The organism is Pseudomonas sp. Irchel s3h9, from assembly GCF_900187475.1.
In the GTDB taxonomy this organism is placed as follows: domain Bacteria; phylum Pseudomonadota; class Gammaproteobacteria; order Pseudomonadales; family Pseudomonadaceae; genus Aquipseudomonas; species Aquipseudomonas neuropathica.
Genome location: NZ_FYDH01000021.1, coordinates 74,898 through 95,141 on the forward strand (window position 1 = coordinate 74,898; position 20,244 = coordinate 95,141).

Annotated in this window: 16 protein-coding genes; 8 read left to right on the forward strand and 8 right to left on the reverse strand. The window is 56.8% G+C overall.

Features of this window, described 5'->3' with window-relative positions; genetic code table 11:
• Nucleotides 1–80 precede the first annotated feature (80 nt).
• Nucleotides 81–722 (forward strand): DUF1345 domain-containing protein, encoded by a 642-nt coding sequence (locus CKW26_RS27390; RefSeq protein WP_095050887.1) that lies wholly within the window; start codon nucleotides 81–83, stop codon nucleotides 720–722.
• Here the strand turns inward: CKW26_RS27390 and CKW26_RS29910 are convergent.
• Nucleotides 694–888, reverse strand: a complete 195-nt coding sequence (locus tag CKW26_RS29910; RefSeq protein ID WP_141231884.1) for a hypothetical protein — start codon at nucleotides 886–888, stop codon at nucleotides 694–696. The genes CKW26_RS27390 and CKW26_RS29910 overlap by 29 nt on opposite strands.
• 132 nt (nucleotides 889–1,020) lie before the next feature.
• Here CKW26_RS29910 and CKW26_RS27395 point away from each other — a divergent pair, with 132 nt between their 5' ends.
• A complete protein-coding gene (locus CKW26_RS27395; RefSeq protein WP_095050888.1) occupies nucleotides 1,021–1,488 on the forward strand; it encodes a hypothetical protein in 468 nt (155 codons plus the stop codon).
• Between the two features lie 63 nt (nucleotides 1,489–1,551).
• On the opposite strand, the gene CKW26_RS27400 is transcribed toward CKW26_RS27395, so the two are convergent.
• The 3 genes from CKW26_RS27400 to CKW26_RS29915 form a co-directional block, all read right to left on the reverse strand.
• The gene (locus CKW26_RS27400; protein ID WP_095050889.1) at nucleotides 1,552–4,011 is read right to left on the reverse strand and encodes an autotransporter outer membrane beta-barrel domain-containing protein; all 2,460 of its coding nucleotides are present in this window, start codon (nucleotides 4,009–4,011) and stop codon (nucleotides 1,552–1,554) included.
• Between the two features lie 173 nt (nucleotides 4,012–4,184).
• Nucleotides 4,185–6,332, reverse strand: coding sequence for a hypothetical protein (locus CKW26_RS27405; protein ID WP_095050890.1), 2,148 nt, complete (start codon nucleotides 6,330–6,332; stop codon nucleotides 4,185–4,187).
• A 79-nt stretch (nucleotides 6,333–6,411) separates the two neighbouring features.
• On the reverse strand, nucleotides 6,412–7,218 hold the full coding sequence (locus CKW26_RS29915) for a hypothetical protein (RefSeq protein ID WP_141231885.1): 807 nt from the start codon (nucleotides 7,216–7,218) through the stop codon (nucleotides 6,412–6,414).
• A 231-nt stretch (nucleotides 7,219–7,449) separates the two neighbouring features.
• Between CKW26_RS29915 and CKW26_RS27410 the strand changes: the two genes are divergently transcribed.
• The 5 genes from CKW26_RS27410 (at nucleotide 7,450) to CKW26_RS27430 (ending at nucleotide 12,712) form a co-directional block, all read left to right on the forward strand.
• Complete coding sequence (locus CKW26_RS27410) at nucleotides 7,450–8,478, forward strand: LacI family DNA-binding transcriptional regulator (RefSeq protein WP_095050891.1); 1,029 nt, start codon at nucleotides 7,450–7,452, stop codon at nucleotides 8,476–8,478.
• An 89-nt stretch (nucleotides 8,479–8,567) separates the two neighbouring features.
• The gene (locus CKW26_RS27415) at nucleotides 8,568–9,350 is read left to right on the forward strand and encodes a sugar phosphate isomerase/epimerase (protein WP_095050892.1); all 783 of its coding nucleotides are present in this window, start codon (nucleotides 8,568–8,570) and stop codon (nucleotides 9,348–9,350) included.
• Complete coding sequence (locus CKW26_RS27420) at nucleotides 9,343–10,341, forward strand: sugar kinase (protein ID WP_256579970.1); 999 nt, start codon at nucleotides 9,343–9,345, stop codon at nucleotides 10,339–10,341. The genes CKW26_RS27415 and CKW26_RS27420 overlap by 8 nt, the downstream gene beginning before the upstream one ends.
• Before the next feature lie 81 nt (nucleotides 10,342–10,422).
• Nucleotides 10,423–11,721, forward strand: a complete 1,299-nt coding sequence (locus CKW26_RS27425) for an MFS transporter (protein WP_095050893.1) — start codon at nucleotides 10,423–10,425, stop codon at nucleotides 11,719–11,721.
• 13 nt (nucleotides 11,722–11,734) lie between these two features.
• Nucleotides 11,735–12,712, forward strand: a complete 978-nt coding sequence (locus tag CKW26_RS27430; RefSeq protein WP_095050894.1) for a D-glycerate dehydrogenase — start codon at nucleotides 11,735–11,737, stop codon at nucleotides 12,710–12,712.
• A gap of 142 nt (nucleotides 12,713–12,854) precedes the next feature.
• On the opposite strand, the gene CKW26_RS27435 is transcribed toward CKW26_RS27430, so the two are convergent.
• The 4 genes from CKW26_RS27435 to CKW26_RS27450 all read right to left on the reverse strand — a co-directional run bounded on the left by CKW26_RS27435 (nucleotide 12,855) and on the right by CKW26_RS27450 (nucleotide 18,536).
• Complete coding sequence (locus CKW26_RS27435; protein WP_095050895.1) at nucleotides 12,855–14,042, reverse strand: pyridoxal phosphate-dependent aminotransferase; 1,188 nt, start codon at nucleotides 14,040–14,042, stop codon at nucleotides 12,855–12,857.
• A gap of 41 nt (nucleotides 14,043–14,083) precedes the next feature.
• Nucleotides 14,084–15,709: a methyl-accepting chemotaxis protein gene (locus tag CKW26_RS27440; protein ID WP_095050896.1), complete on the reverse strand. Its 1,626-nt coding sequence runs from the start codon at nucleotides 15,707–15,709 to the stop codon at nucleotides 14,084–14,086.
• A gap of 319 nt (nucleotides 15,710–16,028) precedes the next feature.
• Nucleotides 16,029–17,168 carry a glycerate kinase gene (locus tag CKW26_RS27445; RefSeq protein ID WP_095050897.1) on the reverse strand — a complete coding sequence of 380 codons (1,140 nt, stop codon included), beginning with the start codon at nucleotides 17,166–17,168 and terminating at the stop codon, nucleotides 16,029–16,031.
• A gap of 246 nt (nucleotides 17,169–17,414) precedes the next feature.
• A complete protein-coding gene (locus tag CKW26_RS27450) occupies nucleotides 17,415–18,536 on the reverse strand; it encodes a sugar diacid recognition domain-containing protein (protein ID WP_095050898.1) in 1,122 nt (373 codons plus the stop codon).
• Nucleotides 18,537–18,707: 171 nt separating this feature from the next.
• Between CKW26_RS27450 and CKW26_RS27455 the strand changes: the two genes are divergently transcribed.
• Nucleotides 18,708–20,018 (forward strand): MFS transporter, encoded by a 1,311-nt coding sequence (locus CKW26_RS27455; protein ID WP_095050899.1) that lies wholly within the window; start codon nucleotides 18,708–18,710, stop codon nucleotides 20,016–20,018.
• Nucleotides 20,019–20,244: the final 226 nt, after the last annotated feature.

Consider the following 20,244-nt stretch of genomic DNA (forward strand, 5'->3'; position numbering starts at 1 on the left):
TCTTCATAAACTCGAGTCAGTGGTCATATCCTGCATCGCTGGGCTAAGGTGTCTGAACTACCCTGGCCCATCGAGTCCCCATGCGCTTCCTCGCCCGCACCCACCCTCGCCTGTCTGCCGCCGCCCTCTTCGGCCTCGCCACTGGTCTGTTGGCCCCCGCCGATTCCATCGTCAGCAAAATCCTCATCGGCTGGAACGCCGGTGTCTGGACTTACCTGATCCTGATGTTCTGGCTGACCGTGCGCGCCAAGGCGCCGGACGTCAAACGTATCGCTGAAGTCGAAGACGAAAATGCCGGGCTGGTGCTGTTTGTGGTGTGCATCGCTGCCCTCGCTAGTCTGGCGACCATCACCTTCGAACTCGCGGGCAGCAAAGATCTGGAAACCACGCGCAAGCTCCTGCACTACGGCTTTACCGCCCTCACGGTGATCGGTTCGTGGCTGCTGATCGGAGTGATTTTCTGCGTGCACTACGCGAGGTTGTATTACACCTGCGATAGCAAGGAGCCGGCCCTGCGTTTTGCCGAAGGTCTGACCACGCCCAACTACTGGGACTTCTTGTACTTCTCGTTCACCATCGGTGTGGCAGTGCAGACAGCGGATGTAGGCGTGGCGACACGGGATATACGGAAAATCGTGCTGGCGCAGTCGTTGATCGGATTTGTTTTCAACACAGCAATCCTGGGGTTTTCGATCAATATTGCAGCGGGGTTGTTCGGCTGACGGCGGTGCGAAGCCTTTCAGGATTACCGCCTGCAATTTGATTACCATACGAGCCAGCGAACGATGGTTTGATACGCTTTCCAACATGGGAAATCAGGGCATCACGCTTTAAAGTATAAAAACCGTACTGCATATAAAGAAACACCCTTGCAATCTGCAGAAGCATAAAACTACCCACCTGTACACCTGTCAACTCTGACAGTATACAAAGTTGCGCACACACGTTTATATGTGACATCCATGCATTAAGCTGGATCTGGCTTATGGATAGGTACCCAACTAAATTCGGAGAACGTTCATGAATGCGCCGCTCAATGTAACCATCCAAACCATAAATTCATTCACTGCCCAAATCTTGCGCAATAACGACGTAGTAAACTTTAACGCCAATTACTTCAATCTGAAACTGGAAGACTACCCGGAATTAGGTGGCAAACAATGGGTATTCACAGCCGAGCACATTGTTAGAGTAGATGAAACCCGAATCGACACGAAAACGATTACCCTGCTTTTCCCTGAAGGCACTGAAGGCGGAACTTTCTTCATTCCCGTTACAACCAAGGGACTCAAAATTGACTACATCGACACAGCTGATGCCGAGCCTCATATTTATTCTGCCATCCAAGGCACAGTATTTCTGGACCTAATACGCAAAGGTGATGAAGTCAGCAAAATCGATGGGAATTTTGATATAACCGTTAGCGACACCGAAGGCAGCTCATTCAAAATCTCCGGCCAATTAAGTTACGACACCGCAATCATTTGAAAAATAGCGAACAATAAAAAGGAAGCCTGGCTTCCTTTTTATTTTATGATTCTTATACAAACATTAGAAGTTATAACTCACTCCGACGCTAGCGCTCCAATCCTGGCTGACGGTTTTACTCGTACTGGTATTGACCTCACTGTAAACCTGCCAGGCTTTTTTCGTCGGCGTCCAGTTTATTCCTGCGCCCAACTCCACAGCAGTAGCCGACAGATCATCATTAAATTGAGTGTCATTCACAGTGACCTTGTTATTTTTTATAAATTCTTGTGAAAGTGCGACTTTTAATCGGGGTTGCAATTTTCCACCATTGGCCAAGGCCATTTCGCTGCCGACCGTGGTACCGACCTTGCCGACCAGTGAGCGGGTGTGATCATTACTGACGCGCAAGCCATTATCAAGCGTGTAGTCCTTGCCCTGAGCGATGGCAGCCGCGACTTGGGTAAAGGGTTCCAGGAACACGCCATTTTCAAAAGCGATATGTTTGCCAACCTCGACCGAACCACTGAGTGCCAGATTCTTATAATCACCTTTGGTTCGTGTTCCATCGCTCATAGTGACTTTGGCACTGTTATCGAACTGGTTGATTTTGGTGACCGTATCAACGTAAAAGCCCGTCGCTGCGTCGTACCAGGTTAGATAGCCGCCAAGATATCCGCTGTTGACAGTCGCGTTGCTCCCTCGTTTCAGATCCATCTCGGTTTTGCTATAACCGACAAAGCCTCCCGCCAGCCATTGGCCATCTCCTATCGGTAAAGGTGCGTCTGCCCCCACCGATACACCTTTCTGGCTTTGTGAATAACCGTCACCATAGGCATTGTCAACATTGTATTGATTGCTATAGGTTCGGATCCAGACCCCGGCTTGAGATTGTCCTGTCGATCGGGCGCTGACACTCGGCTCAGCGCCATTCAAACGTCGATCACCGAGTCGATTATTCAACGTAGTCATTTCTGCATAGAGAATAGTCGGTGCAGTTGCAGCAATTGCCAGGGCCGTATTGGTACCTGTGCTGACCGTCTCTTTGTCCGGAGCAAGGTACAACCCCTCCCCTTCCTTTAACAGTTTATAAGTGAATGCTCCCGCATCCACAGAACCATTCAGTAAAGAGAAAGCGGCATCGCCAGTCGCAATGTTACCGATTTTCAAAGGATTACCCGAAGCTGGATCGTTGGCACTGGCAGCTATCAATAACTGGTGGCTCCCTGTAGCCGTACCGGAAACATTCAAAAAATCACTTTCATCAGCGGCAAGATCTGCTCTCATCGCAAAAACACCAGTGCCCGACAGATTGACGATATCAACACGATTAAACGCATCACCGCCAGTCAAATCAACAGTGCCGCCATTAAGATGCAGTTTACTGACCAGGTTGTTTCCGGTCATTTTCCACTGAGCGCCATTATTCACATCGACGCTCGTGGAGTTGTAAATATTCCCCTGGACGACAGACGCAGAGTCAATTACTACAGAAGCACCGCCAGGCACATCGTTAACAATATCCCCTTTGAGAAAGCTTCGGTTATTCACATTAACTGCTGCCGCATTGTGAAGATTACCGGACAACGAGCTATCATTTTGCAATGTGATATTGGCAGACGCGCCATTTGCAATTTCGACGTTTCCAGTGAGTGCGCTGTTATCAACAGTCAGGTTAACTAATCCACCGTTGCCAACCTCTAACAAATTGCCATTTCCGCTAACCAGATCGGCACCATTGCGTACGTGTACGTTAGTAACAATCGAACGCCCGGCGCTATCGACCGCTATAGCGGCACCGCTGCCTCCCGACACGCGCGTGCCATCCAGCACCAGGGTATTGGCGCGATCGATAAAATTATCCCCGCTCAGCAAGATGCCATTCATTCCTCCGACGATACTGCCGCCTTGTGCGAAAACATCGCCGCTGGCCAAGCGTAAACCGTAACCATTGGCGCTATTGGAAATCAGATCAGAACGGGTCAGGTTGAGTGTAGTTTGCGCGCTGACGACCGCTGCTTCTATACCGCCGGTAACCGTAGTTCCAATCAGGGACACCACTGTCTCACGAGGCGCGCTAGGTATACGCCCAACCTGCAACCCTGTGGTATCACTGGTAATCGTGCTGTTTGTGATGACAGCGGTTGAGTTGGTAATGGTGACAGCCGGCTGATTTGCACGCGCCGTGACCGTGGCACGATCGAGCGTCACTGTCGAACCGTTAGTTGCTCGAATATCTTGCAAGGTTCCGGCATTAACAACCAGCTTTGAAGCATTCGAAGAAATATTTAATGTCTCAGCATTATTCACGGTCAACGTAGCACCCCGCCCAATAATAAAGTCCTCCACTGGCGCACTATTATTGATCGTTTCATCGGTGATGATGGCGCGAGCATGAGCCATCGATGTGGACAATACGGAAAAAGCGAGAAACCAGAATTTTCCTGCACGACCCGCCATCAGTTTTTTGTCAAAACAATGCAAAGGCATAAGAATTACCACCCAAAAATAAATCAACAAGGATAACTTTGGGGGGCTTCCCATTAAAGTTTCCTCCCCCAGAATGGCCAGAAGGCTACAGACCAAGTTCTCGCTTTTCTGTAGGACTAATCCTTAACTACTGAAAGAAAAATCTGCGCCGTTGAAAAAACCAAACGGGAAGGCATTTCTCATGCCTCCCGTTTAATCGGACCCGGTTTTCTTGACTCTCCCTCTAATCACCTCACTTCATGACAGAACTCACGGTTCCCATTGACCAGAGAAATAATCTTCACTGTGGCATTCGATGTTGCTCGAGTACCATCGGTCCACACCACCGTGTACTTGAGTGATGCATAAGTAATCGCCGGCGCAGGTACAGGGAAAGGATCCGGGCGCGTCTGGATCGGTACAATCTTGGTCAGATATTCCGCGATCTGACCCGTGATGCCCGTCGTGGCTTCGGCTCCGGTTACAGTAATAGGCACATCTTGATCGGTATCAGTGATTGGCGATTGTCCGGCAGCATCAGTAGTCCCAACCCAATGGGCGGTAATGCTTTGCAAGCCAGCCAGAACAGGATTCGCCGCGACCCTGAAAGTCAAAAACGGCAGAGGTGGTTTGACGCCTCGGATGAATCCAACGGTTGGGCAGTTGATAATCGTGCCGTTGTCGAACAACCTGTCAATGACCGGGTCAGGCACTTCCTTCGCGACAGTTGTCACCGTGACCGTTTCATCCAGAGACCGTTGCGGGTTGATACCGCCGATATACGAGAAGCTCCAGTAGGTCAATTTGTCCCCGGCTTGACCATCAACCACTCTCTGGGCGGGCAAAGTACCTTTGTATTCTGTCAAACCTTCCGGTGAAAACTCATTGACGACAAGTCCGTTGTAGAACCACTTACAAACAACGTCGTTACCCAATGGCTCGGTGGTCGGCAATGGAATAATGACCTCCGGATCTGTCAGCAGATCCGGAGGATTCAGTGTATTCAGAATCTTGTCGACCCCACGAAGTTGCACTTTCGCCAGCAATTTATTGATTTCATCAGGCTCATCCGGGTTTTCCTCACCTGGGTAGGAGAAATCCAGATCGGGAGTTGCCGCCGGGGAGTCTTTCGGAGTGAGACCACGCATCCAGGTCCACACGACACGCGTGCCAACTTCACGAACGTCAGGGTCTCCTCCAGCAAGGGAGGCGTAAATCGTTTTCAAGTCAATCCATTTAATCCTGAAGGTCAACTCGGTATTGGTTCCAAACTCTTGCACCGGAGGATCAAGGTCAATTGTTTCAAAATTCTCGAAAAACACAGTAGCCTTGTCGGTGTCTTGCGTATTTAGAGGACGTAAAACTCTAATCGGTACCCCTGAAGTTCCGTAGAACCTCACATCGGCGAGGTCAATGACGTTATCGCCGGCGGTGTTGGCAGCGTCAATGATCGGAGGAGCGGGGACAGGAAGTGGGACAAATTCGACGATTCGACTGTAGGCGAGCATATCTGCGCTGCGGTTACCCGCCGCATCTTCATAGGCCATGATCAGCCACACGGTACCGTTTGCCAGTTTACTGATGTCCAGCATCGGGATAGACACCTTCCCATCCGCTGGAACAGGATCAACAGTCAAAGTCGGGGTGAGCTGACGTGTAGGCCTTAGCGTTGGGCTCAAGTAAATAAAGCATTTATCTGTAGCTTTAATTTCCCACTTGCCATCTGTGACCGGCAACGTGAACTCCATCCCGGTAGTTCGAATGGTTTCAAGATAGGCCGTATCAATTTTAGCGTTCGCAGGCAGTGGAAAGTCCACTCGGGTGGGTGCCAGAACACGGACATCGCCCTTGTTGTGGAAAGGCGCGAAAGTATCCACGAAACAAGTGGTGATTTCAGAGTATTGAGGGTTGCCGTCCAGTTGTCCCGAACTTTGGATTTTCCACTGGGTAGGTGAGGCAGAACCCGTCGTGAGAATATCCGTGAGCCTGCCCGCAGGCAACGTGACATTCCATTGAGTAGGCCGACCGGAAACAGCGGGGGCCGGTTGACGCAGCCACTCCACCCATGCCCAGCTATCAGGAGCATCCGGGTCGTCGATACCCTCCTGAAAGGCATAGCCCTCGATAACTACTTCGTCTCTGTCACTCGGAAACTCCCATGCGAAAACAGTAACCGTAATGGGAAGATCGGGCTGGCGTGCAACTGTTGTAGTCGCCGCCTGTGCCGCGGCGCTTTTCAATATCGTAACGGGCACTACTCCACCATCTGCCACACCCACAATCACAGGTTTTGGCGAATCTGCCGAAACGCCTATATTTAATCGATTTTTTCTGAGTTCTTTCCGAGAGTTCTCCGCGGCCTGTTGTACAGCGCTTAGCTTCATATCGATTGTCATGTTAACAGCTCCCTTCCGTTTATTAACGACGCCAGCAAAAAAACAACGCAATCCAGCAAGTTTCAAAAAACAACAACAATCAAGGTTCACAGCTGCGATTTGTTCCAGGAATTATCCTGTCTACCTTAATAAGCCCAGGAGATGACTTCGCAAAAGGCACACCGTTTCGGTATATCGAATAGACCGCCAACGCCGAGGAATTCTTTTCCAACGGTTTTACATATTGCACATAATCGGTTATCAAAAAATCATATCCCTCTACCACTTCCTGAGCGGTCAATACCTTCTTCAGTTCGTGGGTAAACAGCACTGGACCGGAAGCATTCAAACTTGCATACCCGGTCCACTCCAAACGCAACTCGTCGTTCTCGAACCAATCCACCAGCGTTGGCACTGGAATGCGCACGATCACCTTCTCCCATAACCTGGGAGTCGAACCGCAATTCAAATATCCGTGCAGACTTCTACTCGGAAATTCAGGTTCAACCAATAAAACAGGTGGCGTGCGTCTAACGACAAGAATTGTGTCGCCCGAGTAAGCGGGATTTCCTTCCGTGATGGTCTCGTAATGCAAACGGTACGTTCCATCGGCGGCGAAGAACCTAGGCGCAATGACTGGCCGATAATCTGGCTCGGTTAGTGGACTCGGATAGTTTTGATTAAAAACCTCGTCCCCCTCCAAATAAATATAAAGAAAATTCGATGACCCAACCGGCGCCGGAAAAGGCCATCTCGGTACTATTACAGTCAAGCCATTTTGATGGGCAATAGGAAGAATGACTCCATTCGCATCGACCTCAATAACTACCGGGGGGTCGTAATCAAATACACCGATTGGATCAGTGCCAGGCCGCCCCGCTAGGTTTGTTGTTTTTGGATCGTTCATTTGACGTACCTGCTTGAATCGGCTTGCAACGCTATGACTTTTATTAGGCGCTTCAAAATGAGTTCCGCCTACTGTCAGATCTGACAGGGTACGTGACCGCTTGTCGGGATTTTCAGGTTGCATACGTCTTCAGGTAGTAGGCGTGTCTTGACGAAGGCGGAGTATTTGGTGTTATCTGAAACCGGTTTCAACGATTAACAAAATTCATCCAACAAAAATAAAGTTGCCACCATGAACGTCTTCTCCACCGCCCGACGCAGCCGTGTAACCATGCTCGACGTCGCCGAGCGCGCCGGCGTGTCCAAGGCCAGTGTCTCGCGCTTCATCGGCGATGACCGCGCCCTGCTCTCCGATGCCATCGCTCTGCGCATCGAGCACGCCATCGCCGAGCTCGGGTACCGACCTAACCAGATGGCTCGCGGGCTGAAGCGCGGGCGCACACGCCTGATCGGTATGCTCGTCGCCGATATCCGTAACCCTTATTCGATTGCCGTAATGCACGGGGTGGAAACCGCTTGCCGTGCGCATGGCTACAGCCTGGTGGTGTGCAACACCGACCGCGATGACGAGCAGGAACGCCAGCACCTGGCGCTGTTGCGTTCGTACAACATCGAAGGGCTGATCGTGAACACCCTTGGCCATCACCGTGACGAACTGCATGAACTGCGCCGCGAGATGCCGCTGGTGCTGGTGGATCGCAAGGTCGACGGGCTCGACAGCGACATGGTCGGGCTGAACAACCCGCAAGCCGTTGAGATGGCGATCACGCATCTGGAGCAGCATGGATATCGGGATCTGGTGCTGGTGACTGAACCGTATGACGGCACCAGCTCGCGGATCGAGCGGGTCAGCAGTTTTCAGGCGCAGATCGCGCTGCACTCGAACCTGGCCGGGGCGGTGCTAGAAACCGGCGATGACCTGAGCACGCAACTTCAAACCTTTTTAAACACTCCCGGCGACGGCCCGAAAGCATTGTTTTGCGCCAATGGTGTGGCGGCGCTTGCTGCCACAACGGCATTGCGGGAGATGGGTGTGCGGTTGTTCGAGGATGTCGGGCTGATTGCCCTGGACGATCTGGATTGGTATCCGTTGGTGGGCAGCGGGATTACCGCGCTGGCTCAGCCGACGCAGGAGATTGGCGCGCGGGCGTTTGAGTGTTTGCTCAAGCGGTTGCGTGGGGATGATGAGGTGGCGCGGGTGGTGGATTTTGCGCCGGTGCTGGTTGAGCGTGGGTCAACCCGTGAGGTTGGTAGTGCTTGACCTGCTCGCGAAGGCGCCCGAGAGAACAACACAGCAACACCTGATATTTTTTTGAACAAAAATGAAACCGGTTTCAGAGGTCAATAACAATGAATAAACCCGCCGTTTCCATCAGCCTGTCCAGCTACGGCGCCGAGCTTGTACGCCAGCGCGGGCAGGATGCTTTCATCGAGGTTCTGGCTGCCGCCGGGGCCAATCGCATTGAGTGGCGCGAGGAACTGCTGACGCGTGAAGACCCTGCGCAGCTGGCGCAGGCCACGCAGGCGCAGGGCTTGCTAAGCATCTATTCCTCACCGACCGAACTGTGGCTGGCCGGTCAGGCGCAGCCCAATCCCGAGTTGATCACCGCACTGCAACAAGCCGAAGCGTTCGGCTCGAAATGGCTGAAAGTCTCCCTCGGCTACTTCACCGACACCAACGATCTGCAAGCCTTGGCCGAACGCCTGAAGCGCACTTCAGTGCAACTGCTGGTGGAAAACGACCAGACTCTGCACGGCGGACGCATCGAACCGTTTCAGCGCTTCTTCGCCGCCGTCGAGCAGCACAATCTGCCGATCAAAATGACTTTCGACATTGGCAACTGGCAGTGGCAGGACCAGTCCGCCACCAGCGCCGCCCGCCTGCTCGGCCGCCATGTCGGCTATGTGCACTGCAAAGCCGTGGCCCGTCGCGCCGACGGCAAACTGGTGGCGGTGCCGCCGGCCGTCAGTGACCTGCATCTGTGGGAACAACTGTTGCGGCACATGGCCCAAGGCGTTATGCGCGCCGCCGAATATCCGTTGCAGGGTGATGATCTGGTGCAACTGACCACCGAGCACGTCGCCGCCCTCGCCCGCCTCGGCCAATCGCGTCTGGAGCCTGCTCATGTCTGAGATCGATATTCTCTCGTTCGGCGAAACCATGGCGATGCTGGTCGCCGAGCAGACCGGTGATCTGGCGGCAGTCGAAGACTTTCACAAGCGCATCGCCGGGGCCGACAGCAATGTCGCGATCGGGCTGTCGCGCCTGGGTTTCAACGTCGCGTGGCTGAGCCGGGTCGGCGACGATTCGCTCGGGCGCTTTGTGGTCGAAGCCTTGATCAAGGAAGGTCTGGATTGCAGCCACGTCGACGTCGACAAACAGCACCCGACCGGTTTCCAGTTCAAATCGCGCAATGACGATGGCAGCGACCCGCAGGTCGAGTATTTCCGACGCGGTTCGGCGGCCAGTCATTTGTCGCCGCAGTCGATTACGACCAATCTGCTGAGCGCTCGCCATCTTCATGCGACTGGCATTCCTCCAGCGCTCTCGGCCTCGGCGCGGGAGATGTCCTTTGAATTGATGACACGCATGCGCAACGCCGGACGCAGCGTGTCGTTCGATCCCAATCTGCGCCCGAGCCTGTGGGCCAGCGAGCGCGAGATGATCGGCGAGATCAACCGCCTCGCCGCTCTCGCCCATTGGGTGCTGCCGGGGTTGAGCGAAGGCCGTTTGCTCACCGGTTTCGAAGACCCGGCGGACATTGCTGCGTTTTATCTTGATCAAGGTGCCGAAGCGGTGGCGATCAAGCTTGGCCCGGAAGGCGCTTATTACCGAACGCATCTGGCATCGGGATTTGTCGCCGGTGTGCCGGTGGCGCATGTCGTCGACACGGTCGGTGCCGGTGATGGTTTTGCGGTGGGGATGATCAGTGCCCTGCTTGAGCACCAGAGTTTTGCCGAGGCGGTGCAGCGTGCGAACTGGATTGGCAGTCGGGCGGTGCAGAGTCGCGGGGATATGGAGGGCCTTCCAACTCGGGCTGAACTTGATCGATCGTTCCCACGCTCCAGTGTGGGAATGCATACCGTGACGCTCCGCGTCACAGAGGACACGGAGCGTCCTTAGAAGCGTTCCCACGCAGAGCGTGGGAACGAGAAGTTGTTTGAACCTGCTGCGACAAAAACAACAAGCTCAGGAGCAAGACCCATGAAAACCGCAACCCTCGCCACCCGCCGCTGGTGGTACATCATGCCTATCGTGTTCATCACCTACAGCCTGGCGTATCTGGATCGCGCCAACTACGGCTTCGCCGCCGCATCGGGCATGGCCGAAGACCTGATGATCACCCCGGGCCTGTCATCGCTGCTCGGTGCGCTGTTCTTCCTCGGTTACTTTTTCTTCCAGGTGCCGGGTGCGATCTACGCGCAAAAACACAGCGTGAAGAAACTGATTTTCGTCAGCCTGATTCTCTGGGGCGGTCTCGCCACGTTGACCGGCGTGGTCTCCAACGCCTATTGGCTGATCGTCATCCGCTTCATGCTCGGCGTGGTCGAAGCCGCTGTAATGCCGGCGATGCTGGTGTATCTGTGCCATTGGTTTACCCGTGCCGAACGCTCACGGGCCAATACCTTTCTGATCCTTGGCAACCCGGTGACGATGCTGTGGATGTCGGTGGTTTCGGGTTATCTGGTGCAGCATTTCAGCTGGCGCTGGATGTTCATCATTGAGGGCCTGCCGGCGGTACTCTGGGCGTTTATCTGGTGGCGTCTGGCCGATGATCGTCCAGCGCAGGCCAAGTGGCTCAACGAGCAGGAAAAGCAGGATCTGGAAAGCGCACTGGCTGCTGAACAGGTCGGTATCAAAGCAGTGAAGAACTACGCCGAGGCGTTCCGTTCGCCGAAGGTGATCATTCTCGCGCTGCAGTTTTTCTGCTGGAGCATCGGCGTTTACGGCTTTGTGCTGTGGCTGCCGTCGATCCTCAAGGCCGGCGCGCAAATGGACATGATCGAAGCCGGCTGGCTGTCGGCGCTGCCGTATCTGGCGGCGGTGATCGGCATGCTTGTGGTGTCGTGGGGTTCGGACAAGTTGCAAAAGCGCAAACGCTTCGTCTGGCCGCCACTGCTGATCGCATCGATCGCGTTTTACGGCTCCTACGCGCTGGGCGCAGAACACTTCTGGTGGTCGTACACGCTACTGGTAATTGCCGGCGCGTGCATGTACGCGCCTTACGGGCCGTTCTTTGCCATCGTCCCGGAGATTCTCCCGGCCAACGTTGCCGGCGGCGCGATGGCGCTGATTAACAGCATGGGCGCGCTCGGTTCGTTCGGCGGCTCGTATCTGGTCGGTTACCTGAACAGCTCCACCGGTTCGCCCGGCGCTTCGTACCTATTGATGAGCGGCGCGTTGCTGCTGTCGGTGGTGTTAACGATTTTTCTCAAGCCCGGCGCCAGTGATCGCGTCGTCGCCAAAGCCGTCGCCACGCGTGCCGTGCCGGCGCACTCCTGAAGAGATTTTTGCCATGAAAAAACAGGTCGTGTTGTACAAGAAACCTTCACCCGCGCTGATGGCTCGTCTGCAAGAGCAGTGTGAGGTGACGCTGATCAACAGCCTCGACGCCGACGGCCTCATGCAACTGCGTGATGCCCTGCCCCGCGCCCAAGGTTTACTCGGCGCCAGCCTGAAACTCGACGCAGCCTTGCTCGATCTCGCGCCGCGACTCGAAGCCATCGCCAGCGTCTCGGTCGGCGTCGATAACTACGACATCGATTACCTGAGTCAGCGCAAGATCCTCCTGAGCAACACCCCGGACGTGCTCACTGAAACCACCGCCGACACCGGTTTCGCCCTGATCCTCGCCGCTGCCCGGCGTGTGGTGGAACTGGCGAACATGGTGCGCAGCGGCCAATGGAGCCGCAATATCGGCCCGGCGCATTTCGGCACCGATGTACATGGCAAGACGCTGGGGATTATCGGCATGGGCCGTATCGGCGAAGCGCTGGCGCAGCGTGGGCATTTCGGATTCGGTATGCCGGTGATCTATCACAGCCAGTCGCGCAAACCGGCGGTCGAGGCGCGATTCGATGCGCAATACCGCAGCCTCGAAGATCTGCTCAAGCAGGCCGACTTCATTTGCCTAACCTTGCCGCTGACGGCGCAGACCGAAGGTTTGATCGGCGCCGAGCAGTTCGCGCTGATGCGCCCGGAAAGCATCTTCATCAATATCTCGCGGGGCAAGGTGGTCGATGAGGCGGCGATGATCGAGTCGCTGCGTCATCAACGGATTCGGGCGGCGGGGCTGGATGTGTTCGAGCGTGAGCCGCTGAATCACGATTCGCCGTTGTTGCAACTCAATAATGTGGTGGCGACGCCGCACATGGGCTCGGCGACGTATGAGACGCGGGAGGCGATGGCGCGGTGTGCGGTGGAGAATTTGTTGGCTGCGTTGAAGGGAGAGAGGCCGGCGAATCTGGTGAATCCATCGGCCTGGCAGGGTTGAGATCTTCAGTGCCTGTTCTTGCCTAATCGCTGGCAAGCCAGCTCCCACAGGGTTTTCGGGCGGACACAACTATCATGTCCACCTCAAATCACTGTGGGAGCTGGCTTGCCAGCGATGGGCCAGTGCAGGCAACCCAACACCATCAAGCACTACGCGCCTGTAAAAGCTGCGCCGCACACAACGCAATCCGCGCACAGGCATCCGCGAGTTTCACCCGATCGACCACCAAACCAATGCGGATATGCCCCGCCGCGCTCGGCCCGAATGCCTCCCCGGCCAGCACCGACACGCCATAGCCCTCCAGCAACCGTTCGGCAAACGCCTGTGCGCCGAGACCGGTCTGGCGCACATCGACCATCACGAACATGCCACCATCTGGACGGATCGGATACAGCCCCGGGCAACCGCTCAAACGCTCGCACACCAGATCCCGGCGCAGGCGATATTCCTCGCGCATCTGCGTCACTTCCGGCAGGTCTGACTGCAACGCAATCTCTGCGGCTTTCTGCACAAAATCCGGCAGGCCAAACAACATGCTCAGCGACAAATTGACCAAATGCTCGGCCAACGACTTCGGCCCGATCATCCAGCCGATGCGCCAGCCGGTCATGGCGTGGGATTTCGACAGGCTGTTGATCGTCGCCGTGCGCTCGGCCATGCCCGGCAGGCTCGCCGGGCTGACGTGCTGACCTTCGTAAAGCAAATCGCTGTAGACCTCGTCGCTGATCAGCCACAAGTCATGGCGGATGCACAGCGCCGCCAGTTCTTGCCAGATCAGCAGTGACAGGCTTGCGCCGCTGGGGTTGTTCGGACTGTTGAGCAGCATGGCGCGGGTTTTCGGGGTGATACGCGCGGCAACATCCACCGGGTCGACGCGAAAGCCGTTTTCCGGACGCACCGGCACCGGCACCACCGTTGCGCCACACGCGCCAAACACGCCTTCGTAGGTGACGTACATGGGTTCGGCGACGATCACTTCATCGCCGGGATCGAGCAGACATTGCGCCACCGAATACACCGCGCATTGCGCGCCGGGCATGATGATTACGTGGTCGGCATCCACCGCTTGCCCGCTACGCCGACGATGGCGGTCGGCAATCAGCTTGCGCAGCGCCAGACGACCACGCACTTCGGAGTAATGGGTATCGCCCGCCAGCAAACTGTCGATCGCGCCGTGGACAATCGGCAGCGGTGTATCGAAATCCGGGTCGCCCACGCTCAGCAGCAAGATATCGACACCCTCGGCGCGCAGCTCCAGCGCTCGGTCGTGAATCTGCCAGGCAGCGGCTCCCTCCCCGGCGATTCGTTGGGTCAAGGCTGAATAGCGCATGTACGTCTCCTGATTGCGCGGTCTCCAGCCTTCACCGTATCTCAAATCACGAAACGCGCCACCATGGCGTTCAAATCCACCGCCAGTCGCGACAGTTCGTGGGTCGCGGCGCTGGTCTGGTTGGCCCCGGCGGCCGATTGCGTAGCCAGATCGCGGATGTTGACCAGGTTGCGGTCGACCTCGCGCGAGACTTGCGCCTGCTCTTCCGAGGCGCTGGCGATCACCAGATTGCGTTCGTTGATCTGATGGATCGACTGGGTGATCTGCTCCAGCGCAACCCCAGCGGCGCGGGCCATTTCCAGGGTGGTCTGGGTGCGCTGGTTGCTTTGCTGCATCGACGACACCGCTTCGCCGGTGCCGTTCTGGATGCCGGCGACCATTTTTTCGATTTCCTGGGTAGACTGCGCGGTGCGATGAGCCAATGCCCGAACCTCGTCCGCGACCACGGCAAAACCGCGCCCGGCCTCACCGGCGCGTGCGGCTTCGATCGCTGCGTTGAGGGCCAGCAGGTTGGTCTGTTCGGCGATGGCGCGGATCACATCGAGCACTTTGCCGATATCACGGCCCTGCGCGGCCAGGCCTTCGATCATCTGCGCGGTGTTCTGCACGTCGTGGGTCATAGTCTGGATCGCGTCGACGGTTTTCACCACTTGATCGCGACCTTCGCGGGCGGCGTGGGTTGACTGGTTCGAGGCTTCGGAGGTCGACACGGCGTTGCGCGCCACTTCTTCGACAGCGGCGGTCATCTCGTTGACGGCGGTGGCGGCTTGTTCGATTTCGTTGTTCTGCTGCTGCAGGCCACGGGAGGCTTCTTCGGTCACCGCGCTGAGCTCTTCGGCAGCGGCGCCCAGTTGTGTGGCGGAACCGGCGATCTGTTCGATGGTTTTGCGCAGGTTGCTCTGCATGGTGGCGAGCGCCTGCAGCAACTGCGTCGCTTCGTCCTTGCCGTCGACTTCGATGGTTTTGCTCAGGTTGCCGTCGGCAATGGTTTGTGCGGCCAGTACGGCACGGTTCAGCGGGGTGACGATGCTGCGGGTCAGCAGCCAGGCCAGTAGCACGGTGGCCAGCGCTGCGATCACGGCAACGATGATGATCCCGGTCACGGCGCTGTCGTAGTGTTCACCAGCCTTGGTGGCCGCCGTTTTCGCATCGGTCGTATTGATTGCAATCAGCTTGTTGAGCTGCTCGCCCATCTGGTCGGTACCCTCCTTGATCCGCGTGTTGATCAGGGTGCGCATCTCGTCGAGTTTGTCCTGACGCGACAGCTCAATCATCTGACTCTGCGCTTGCAGGTAGTTGTCCAGGGTGGTTGAGAAGGTCTGGTAGATTTCACGTTCTTCAGGGCCTGCCGGCAGCGCGGCATAGCTGGCCTGAGCCTTGCGCGCCTTGTCGACCAGCACGGCAATGCGCGTTTGCGCCTCTTGCAGGCTGGCCGGCTCGCGATTGACCAGTACACGGAACGACAGGATGCGCATGCGCAGGACGTTTTCCGTTACCGCACTGAGGTGGGTGACACTGGGCAATTGCGTCGAGTCCATATCGATCGAAGCCTGACGGATGATCGACATGCGATTGACGGCGAACACACCGAGTACGATCACCAGCAAGGCGATAAAGGCAAAACCGAGAAAGGCACGGGGCGCGATATTCAGATTACGCAGGGACATAGTTGAGCTCTCGAAAGATAGAAACTACGAGCGTCCATGCGTCATCACTGGCCCGAGGGGGCGGGCTCAGTCCGGCGTCACTGTTTTAGGAAGTTATGTGCGCGCCTGTTAGCTGTATCGGCCAGGCTTTAGGAAGATTGCGGGTCAATAGCAACTATTTTTCCGGGTGTTACAACAATGAAACACTGTTGATCGCTTGGTGTAGGAGCTGCCGAAGGCTCGGGCCGCGCTCGGACGATCTTTTGATTTGAGCTTTTAAAAGCAAAATCAAAAGATCGCAGCCTGTGGCAGCTCCTTCAGGGGTAGATTCCGATCTGGCTCAGCGTTTGGCGGCAAGCTGCCAGACTCGGGCGATGTCGGTGGCGCGTTCACGCAACAGACGCGGTGCTTCGGCACAGGCGTGTTCCAGTGTCATCGGGCCGCTGGTCACGGCAAATGCCGCATCGATACCGTGTTCGTAAAGTTCTTGATAACCCTCGCCCAACGTCCCGGCGATGACAATGACCGGGACGTCGTGCTGCCTGGCAATCCGCGCAACACCGAACGGGGTCTTGCCGCGCAAGGTCTGCGCATCGAATCGCCCTTCTCCGGTGATCACCAGATCAGCGCCTTTGACCGCTTCGGCAAGGCCAACCAGTTCGGCGACCACTTCCACCCCGGCTTGAAACTGCGCGCCGAGAAAAGCCTTCGCTGCAAAGCCCAAACCGCCCGCCGCACCGCTACCCGGTTCATCGCGGACGTCTTTGCCCAACGCTTGTGCACACAGTTCGGCGAAGTGCGCCAACGCCTGATCGAGTTGCTGCACTTGCGCCGGCGATGCACCTTTCTGCGGACCGAAAATCGCCGAGGCACCGTGTGGGCCACACAGCGGATTGTTCACATCAGCGGCGATATCGAAACGCACCTGCGCCAGCCGCGGGTCGAGTTCGCTCAAGTCCAAGCGTGCCAGTTGCGCCAGGGCCAAGCCACCGGCCACCAACGCTTGATTCTGTGCATCGAGCAACTTCACGCCCAGCGCCTGCATCGCCCCGGCGCCACCATCGTTGGTGGCACTGCCGCCAATCGCCAGAATCACCCGTTGCGCGCCGGCATCCAGCGCTGCGCGAATCAGTTCGCCGGTACCGAAGGTGCTGCTGATGCAGGCATCGCGTTGCCCCAGCGGTACCAATTGCAAGCCACTGGCCTCGGCCATTTCGATAATTGCCGTGTGGTTGTGCGGCAACCAGCCCCACGCGGCGTCGACGGCTGTGCCCAGCGGGCCACGCACGCGGGTACGGCGCAGTTCGCCTTCGCAGGCAGCCAGAATCGATTCGACCGTGCCTTCGCCGCCATCAGCCATCGGGCATTTGATCATCGTTGCCTGCGGCCAGATCTGGGCCAGGCCGAGGGCAATGGCTTCGGCGACGCCTTGGGCACTGAGGCTGTCCTTGAACGAGTCGGGGGCGATGACGATCTTCATGGGAATTCTCCGGTTGCAATGCCCCTCATGCTGCCAGTCGGCCTGCGCCTTGACGCCTGTCCGCTGCACAAGTGGCGGGGGCGTTTATTGTTCATTTTCACAAAGACAGGGAAAGTGGCGGTGAATGTTCGGCCGCCATCGCTGGCAAGCCAGCTCCCACAGGGATTGTCGGTGAACACAAATGTAGTGAACACCATCAACCCTTGTGGGAGCTGGCTTGCCAGCGATGGCGGCCTCAAAATCACCTCACGCTGACAGATCTGTCTGGGGTAACAGCTGCACCCCAAGATACAGCGCCAGCATCCCATCGAGCCGCAGCGGATCAACCCCACTCAACTCGGCAATCCGCTCCATCCGATAACGCAAACTATTGCGATGAATGCCCAAGGCATCGGCGCAGGCCTGACTCTGGCCATCGTGCTCACACCAACTGCGCAACGTCGCCAGCAACTGGCCGTTGCCGTCCTTAGCGATCACCTTGCGCAACGGTTTGAGCAATTCGTCCAGTGCATCATCGTTACGATGCCGCCACAACATCACTGGCAATCGATAGCGGTTCAGCGTCAGCAATCGCGAATGCGGCAACACTTCGCGACCATAGGCGAGCAAGTCGCCCACGCGGCGATAACAACGGCGCAGCCCGGCGAGTCCATCGGCCTGCCCGCCCACGGCAATGCGCAGAATCTTCCAGCCGAGGCCGTCGAGTTTTTCCAGCAAGCGATCATGCTCGACGTTTTGACTCGCCGGCCGACACCACAGCAGTGACGACTTCGCCGAACTCACGCACCAGCTATCGGGATAACGCGACGTCAGCCAGGCACTCAACGCCTCAACGGTTTGCCCCGGCCCATGCTCAAGACCCAGCTCGAACAGATACGGCACCCGCGTCAATTGCGGTTTGAGGCCAAGTTGCTGCGCCTCATCGACCAGACGCGGCGAATCCCCCGCCTCGCTCAGCAGCAGCGCCAGCAAATCATCACAACGCTGGCGCCGCCATTGCTGCTCGGCCTGCTGATTGCGCTGGCCAACGAGCATTTCGGCGGTCATGCGCACCAGTTCGGCGTAAGTGCGCAACTGCTCCGGTTCGCCAGTGATGCCAAGTACTCCGATCAAGCGCTGATCGAGCAACAGCGGCAGGTTGATCCCCGGTTGCACGCCCTTCAAATGCACGGCGGTCTGCGCGTCGATCTCGACCACGCGACCGTTGGCCAACACCAGTTGCGCGCCTTCGTGACGGGTGTTGATGCGCTCCGGTTCACCGCTGCCGAGGATCAGCCCCTGGCTGTCCATGACGTTGACGTTGTAGGGCAAAATGGCCATGGCCCGGTCGACGATATCCTGGGCGAGGTCGTGATCGAGTTCAAACATAGCGGCGGCAATCCTTGATTTATGGCACTGGCGGTTGTTCACCCGCACAGGGTCTGACGGCAAACCCTGTGCGCAGGCACAAAGACAATCCAGCCAAAGGTGGCCGAGACTCTCGGGGCGATCAACGTTACCCTTTGCATCGCAAAAAATCATAATAAAGAGAGAGCCGCTATGTCGCAGAGCGCCGCAGCTACCCAGACCATCGATGACGGTAAAAACGCCGTTTATAAACGCATCACCCTGCGTTTGATCCCCTTCATTTTCATCTGCTACTTGTTCAACTACCTCGACCGGGTCAACGTTGGATTTGCCAAATTGCAGATGCTTGATGCCCTGAAATTCAGCGAAACCGTGTACGGCCTCGGTGCCGGTATCTTCTTTATCGGCTACGTGCTGTGTGGCGTACCGAGCAACCTCGCCTTGACCAGATTCGGCCCACGGCGCTGGATCGCGGTGATGATGATCACTTGGGGCACGCTGTCGACCTGCCTGTTGTTCGTCACCACCCCGACCGAGTTCTACACCCTGCGGCTGTTCACCGGTGCGGCTGAAGCCGGGTTCTTCCCGGGCGTTGTTTTGTACCTCTCGCAGTGGTTCCCGACCTTCCGCCGTGGCCGGATCATGGCGTTGTTCATGTCGGCGATCCCGGTTTCCGGATTGCTTGGCAGCCCGTTCTCTGGCTGGATTCTCAATCACTTCGCTGCGGGCCAGGGCGGTCTGGCCGGCTGGCAGTGGATGTTTCTGCTGCAAGGCATTCCTACCGTCATCCTCGGCGCCCTCGCCTATTTCCTGCTGAGCGACAGCTTCGCCAACGCCAAGTGGCTGAGCCCGCATGAGCGTGCAGTGCTAGAAGCGGATCAGGCCGAAGATTTGGCGAACAAACCGAAAACCACCTCCGACTCGCTGCTGGCGGTGTTCAAGAACCCGGCGATCTGGGCGTTTGGCCTGATCTACTTCTGCATCCAGAGCGGCGTGTACGCGATCAACTTCTGGCTGCCGTCGATCATCAAGAACCTTGGCTTCAGCGATAACCTGGTGATTGGCTGGCTGAGTGCGATTCCGTATCTGCTGGCGTCGGTGTTCATGCTGGTGGTCGGGCGTTCGGCGGACTTGCGCAAGGAGCGTCGCTGGCACTTGGTGGTGCCGATGCTGATGGGCGCGATCGGTCTGGTGATTGCGGTGAATTTCGCGGCCAACCCGGCCATTGCGATTCTGGGTTTGACCATCGCCACCATGGGCGCGCTGACCGGCCTGCCGATGTTCTGGCCAGTGCCGACGGCCATGTTGAGCGCCGGGGCTGCGGCCGGTGGTCTGGCGTTGATCAACTCGATGGGGCAGATGGCCGGGTTCCTCAGTCCGTACCTGGTGGGTTGGGTAAAGGACAGCACCGGTTCGACCGACGCGGCGTTGTATCTGTTGGCGGGTGTGATTGTGGGCGGGAGTCTGCTGGCGTTGCGCATGACGCGGACGTTGCGGGCTTGAGTTTTTGATGCACGGAAGAACGGCCCTTTTCAGGGTCGTTTTTTATTGGGGGTTCGGCTTGGAGTTTGTGGTGTTCTGTAGATCCTTTTCCCCCTCACCTGATCTGGTCAAACGATACTGGACACGGTTATAGGGTTTAGGTCATTTCTCATGCTGCCAAGGCTTCCATTGCTACCGGAGTCCGATATCCGTTGTAACTGTGCAGCCTGATCCGATTGTAATAGTG

Bases quoted from the DNA above. Each gene is read 5' to 3' on its own strand.
- CKW26_RS27395 (WP_095050888.1), top strand. From the start codon at position 1,021: ATGAATGCGCCGCTCAATGTAACCATCCAAACCATAAATTCATTCACT.
- CKW26_RS27415 (WP_095050892.1), top strand. From the start codon at position 8,568: ATGAATAAACCCGCCGTTTCCATCAGCCTGTCCAGCTACGGCGCCGAG.
- CKW26_RS29910 (WP_141231884.1), bottom strand. From the start codon at position 888: ATGCTTCTGCAGATTGCAAGGGTGTTTCTTTATATGCAGTACGGTTTT.
- CKW26_RS27425 (WP_095050893.1), top strand. From the start codon at position 10,423: ATGAAAACCGCAACCCTCGCCACCCGCCGCTGGTGGTACATCATGCCT.
- CKW26_RS27420 (WP_256579970.1), top strand. From the start codon at position 9,343: ATGTCTGAGATCGATATTCTCTCGTTCGGCGAAACCATGGCGATGCTG.
- CKW26_RS27405 (WP_095050890.1), bottom strand. From the start codon at position 6,332: ATGACAATCGATATGAAGCTAAGCGCTGTACAACAGGCCGCGGAGAAC.
- CKW26_RS29915 (WP_141231885.1), bottom strand. From the start codon at position 7,218: ATGAACGATCCAAAAACAACAAACCTAGCGGGGCGGCCTGGCACTGAT.
- CKW26_RS27445 (WP_095050897.1), bottom strand. From the start codon at position 17,168: ATGAAGATCGTCATCGCCCCCGACTCGTTCAAGGACAGCCTCAGTGCC.
- CKW26_RS27455 (WP_095050899.1), top strand. From the start codon at position 18,708: ATGTCGCAGAGCGCCGCAGCTACCCAGACCATCGATGACGGTAAAAAC.
- CKW26_RS27390 (WP_095050887.1), top strand. From the start codon at position 81: ATGCGCTTCCTCGCCCGCACCCACCCTCGCCTGTCTGCCGCCGCCCTC.
- CKW26_RS27450 (WP_095050898.1), bottom strand. From the start codon at position 18,536: ATGTTTGAACTCGATCACGACCTCGCCCAGGATATCGTCGACCGGGCC.
- CKW26_RS27440 (WP_095050896.1), bottom strand. From the start codon at position 15,709: ATGTCCCTGCGTAATCTGAATATCGCGCCCCGTGCCTTTCTCGGTTTT.
- CKW26_RS27410 (WP_095050891.1), top strand. From the start codon at position 7,450: ATGAACGTCTTCTCCACCGCCCGACGCAGCCGTGTAACCATGCTCGAC.
- CKW26_RS27400 (WP_095050889.1), bottom strand. From the start codon at position 4,011: ATGGGAAGCCCCCCAAAGTTATCCTTGTTGATTTATTTTTGGGTGGTA.
- CKW26_RS27430 (WP_095050894.1), top strand. From the start codon at position 11,735: ATGAAAAAACAGGTCGTGTTGTACAAGAAACCTTCACCCGCGCTGATG.
- CKW26_RS27435 (WP_095050895.1), bottom strand. From the start codon at position 14,042: ATGCGCTATTCAGCCTTGACCCAACGAATCGCCGGGGAGGGAGCCGCT.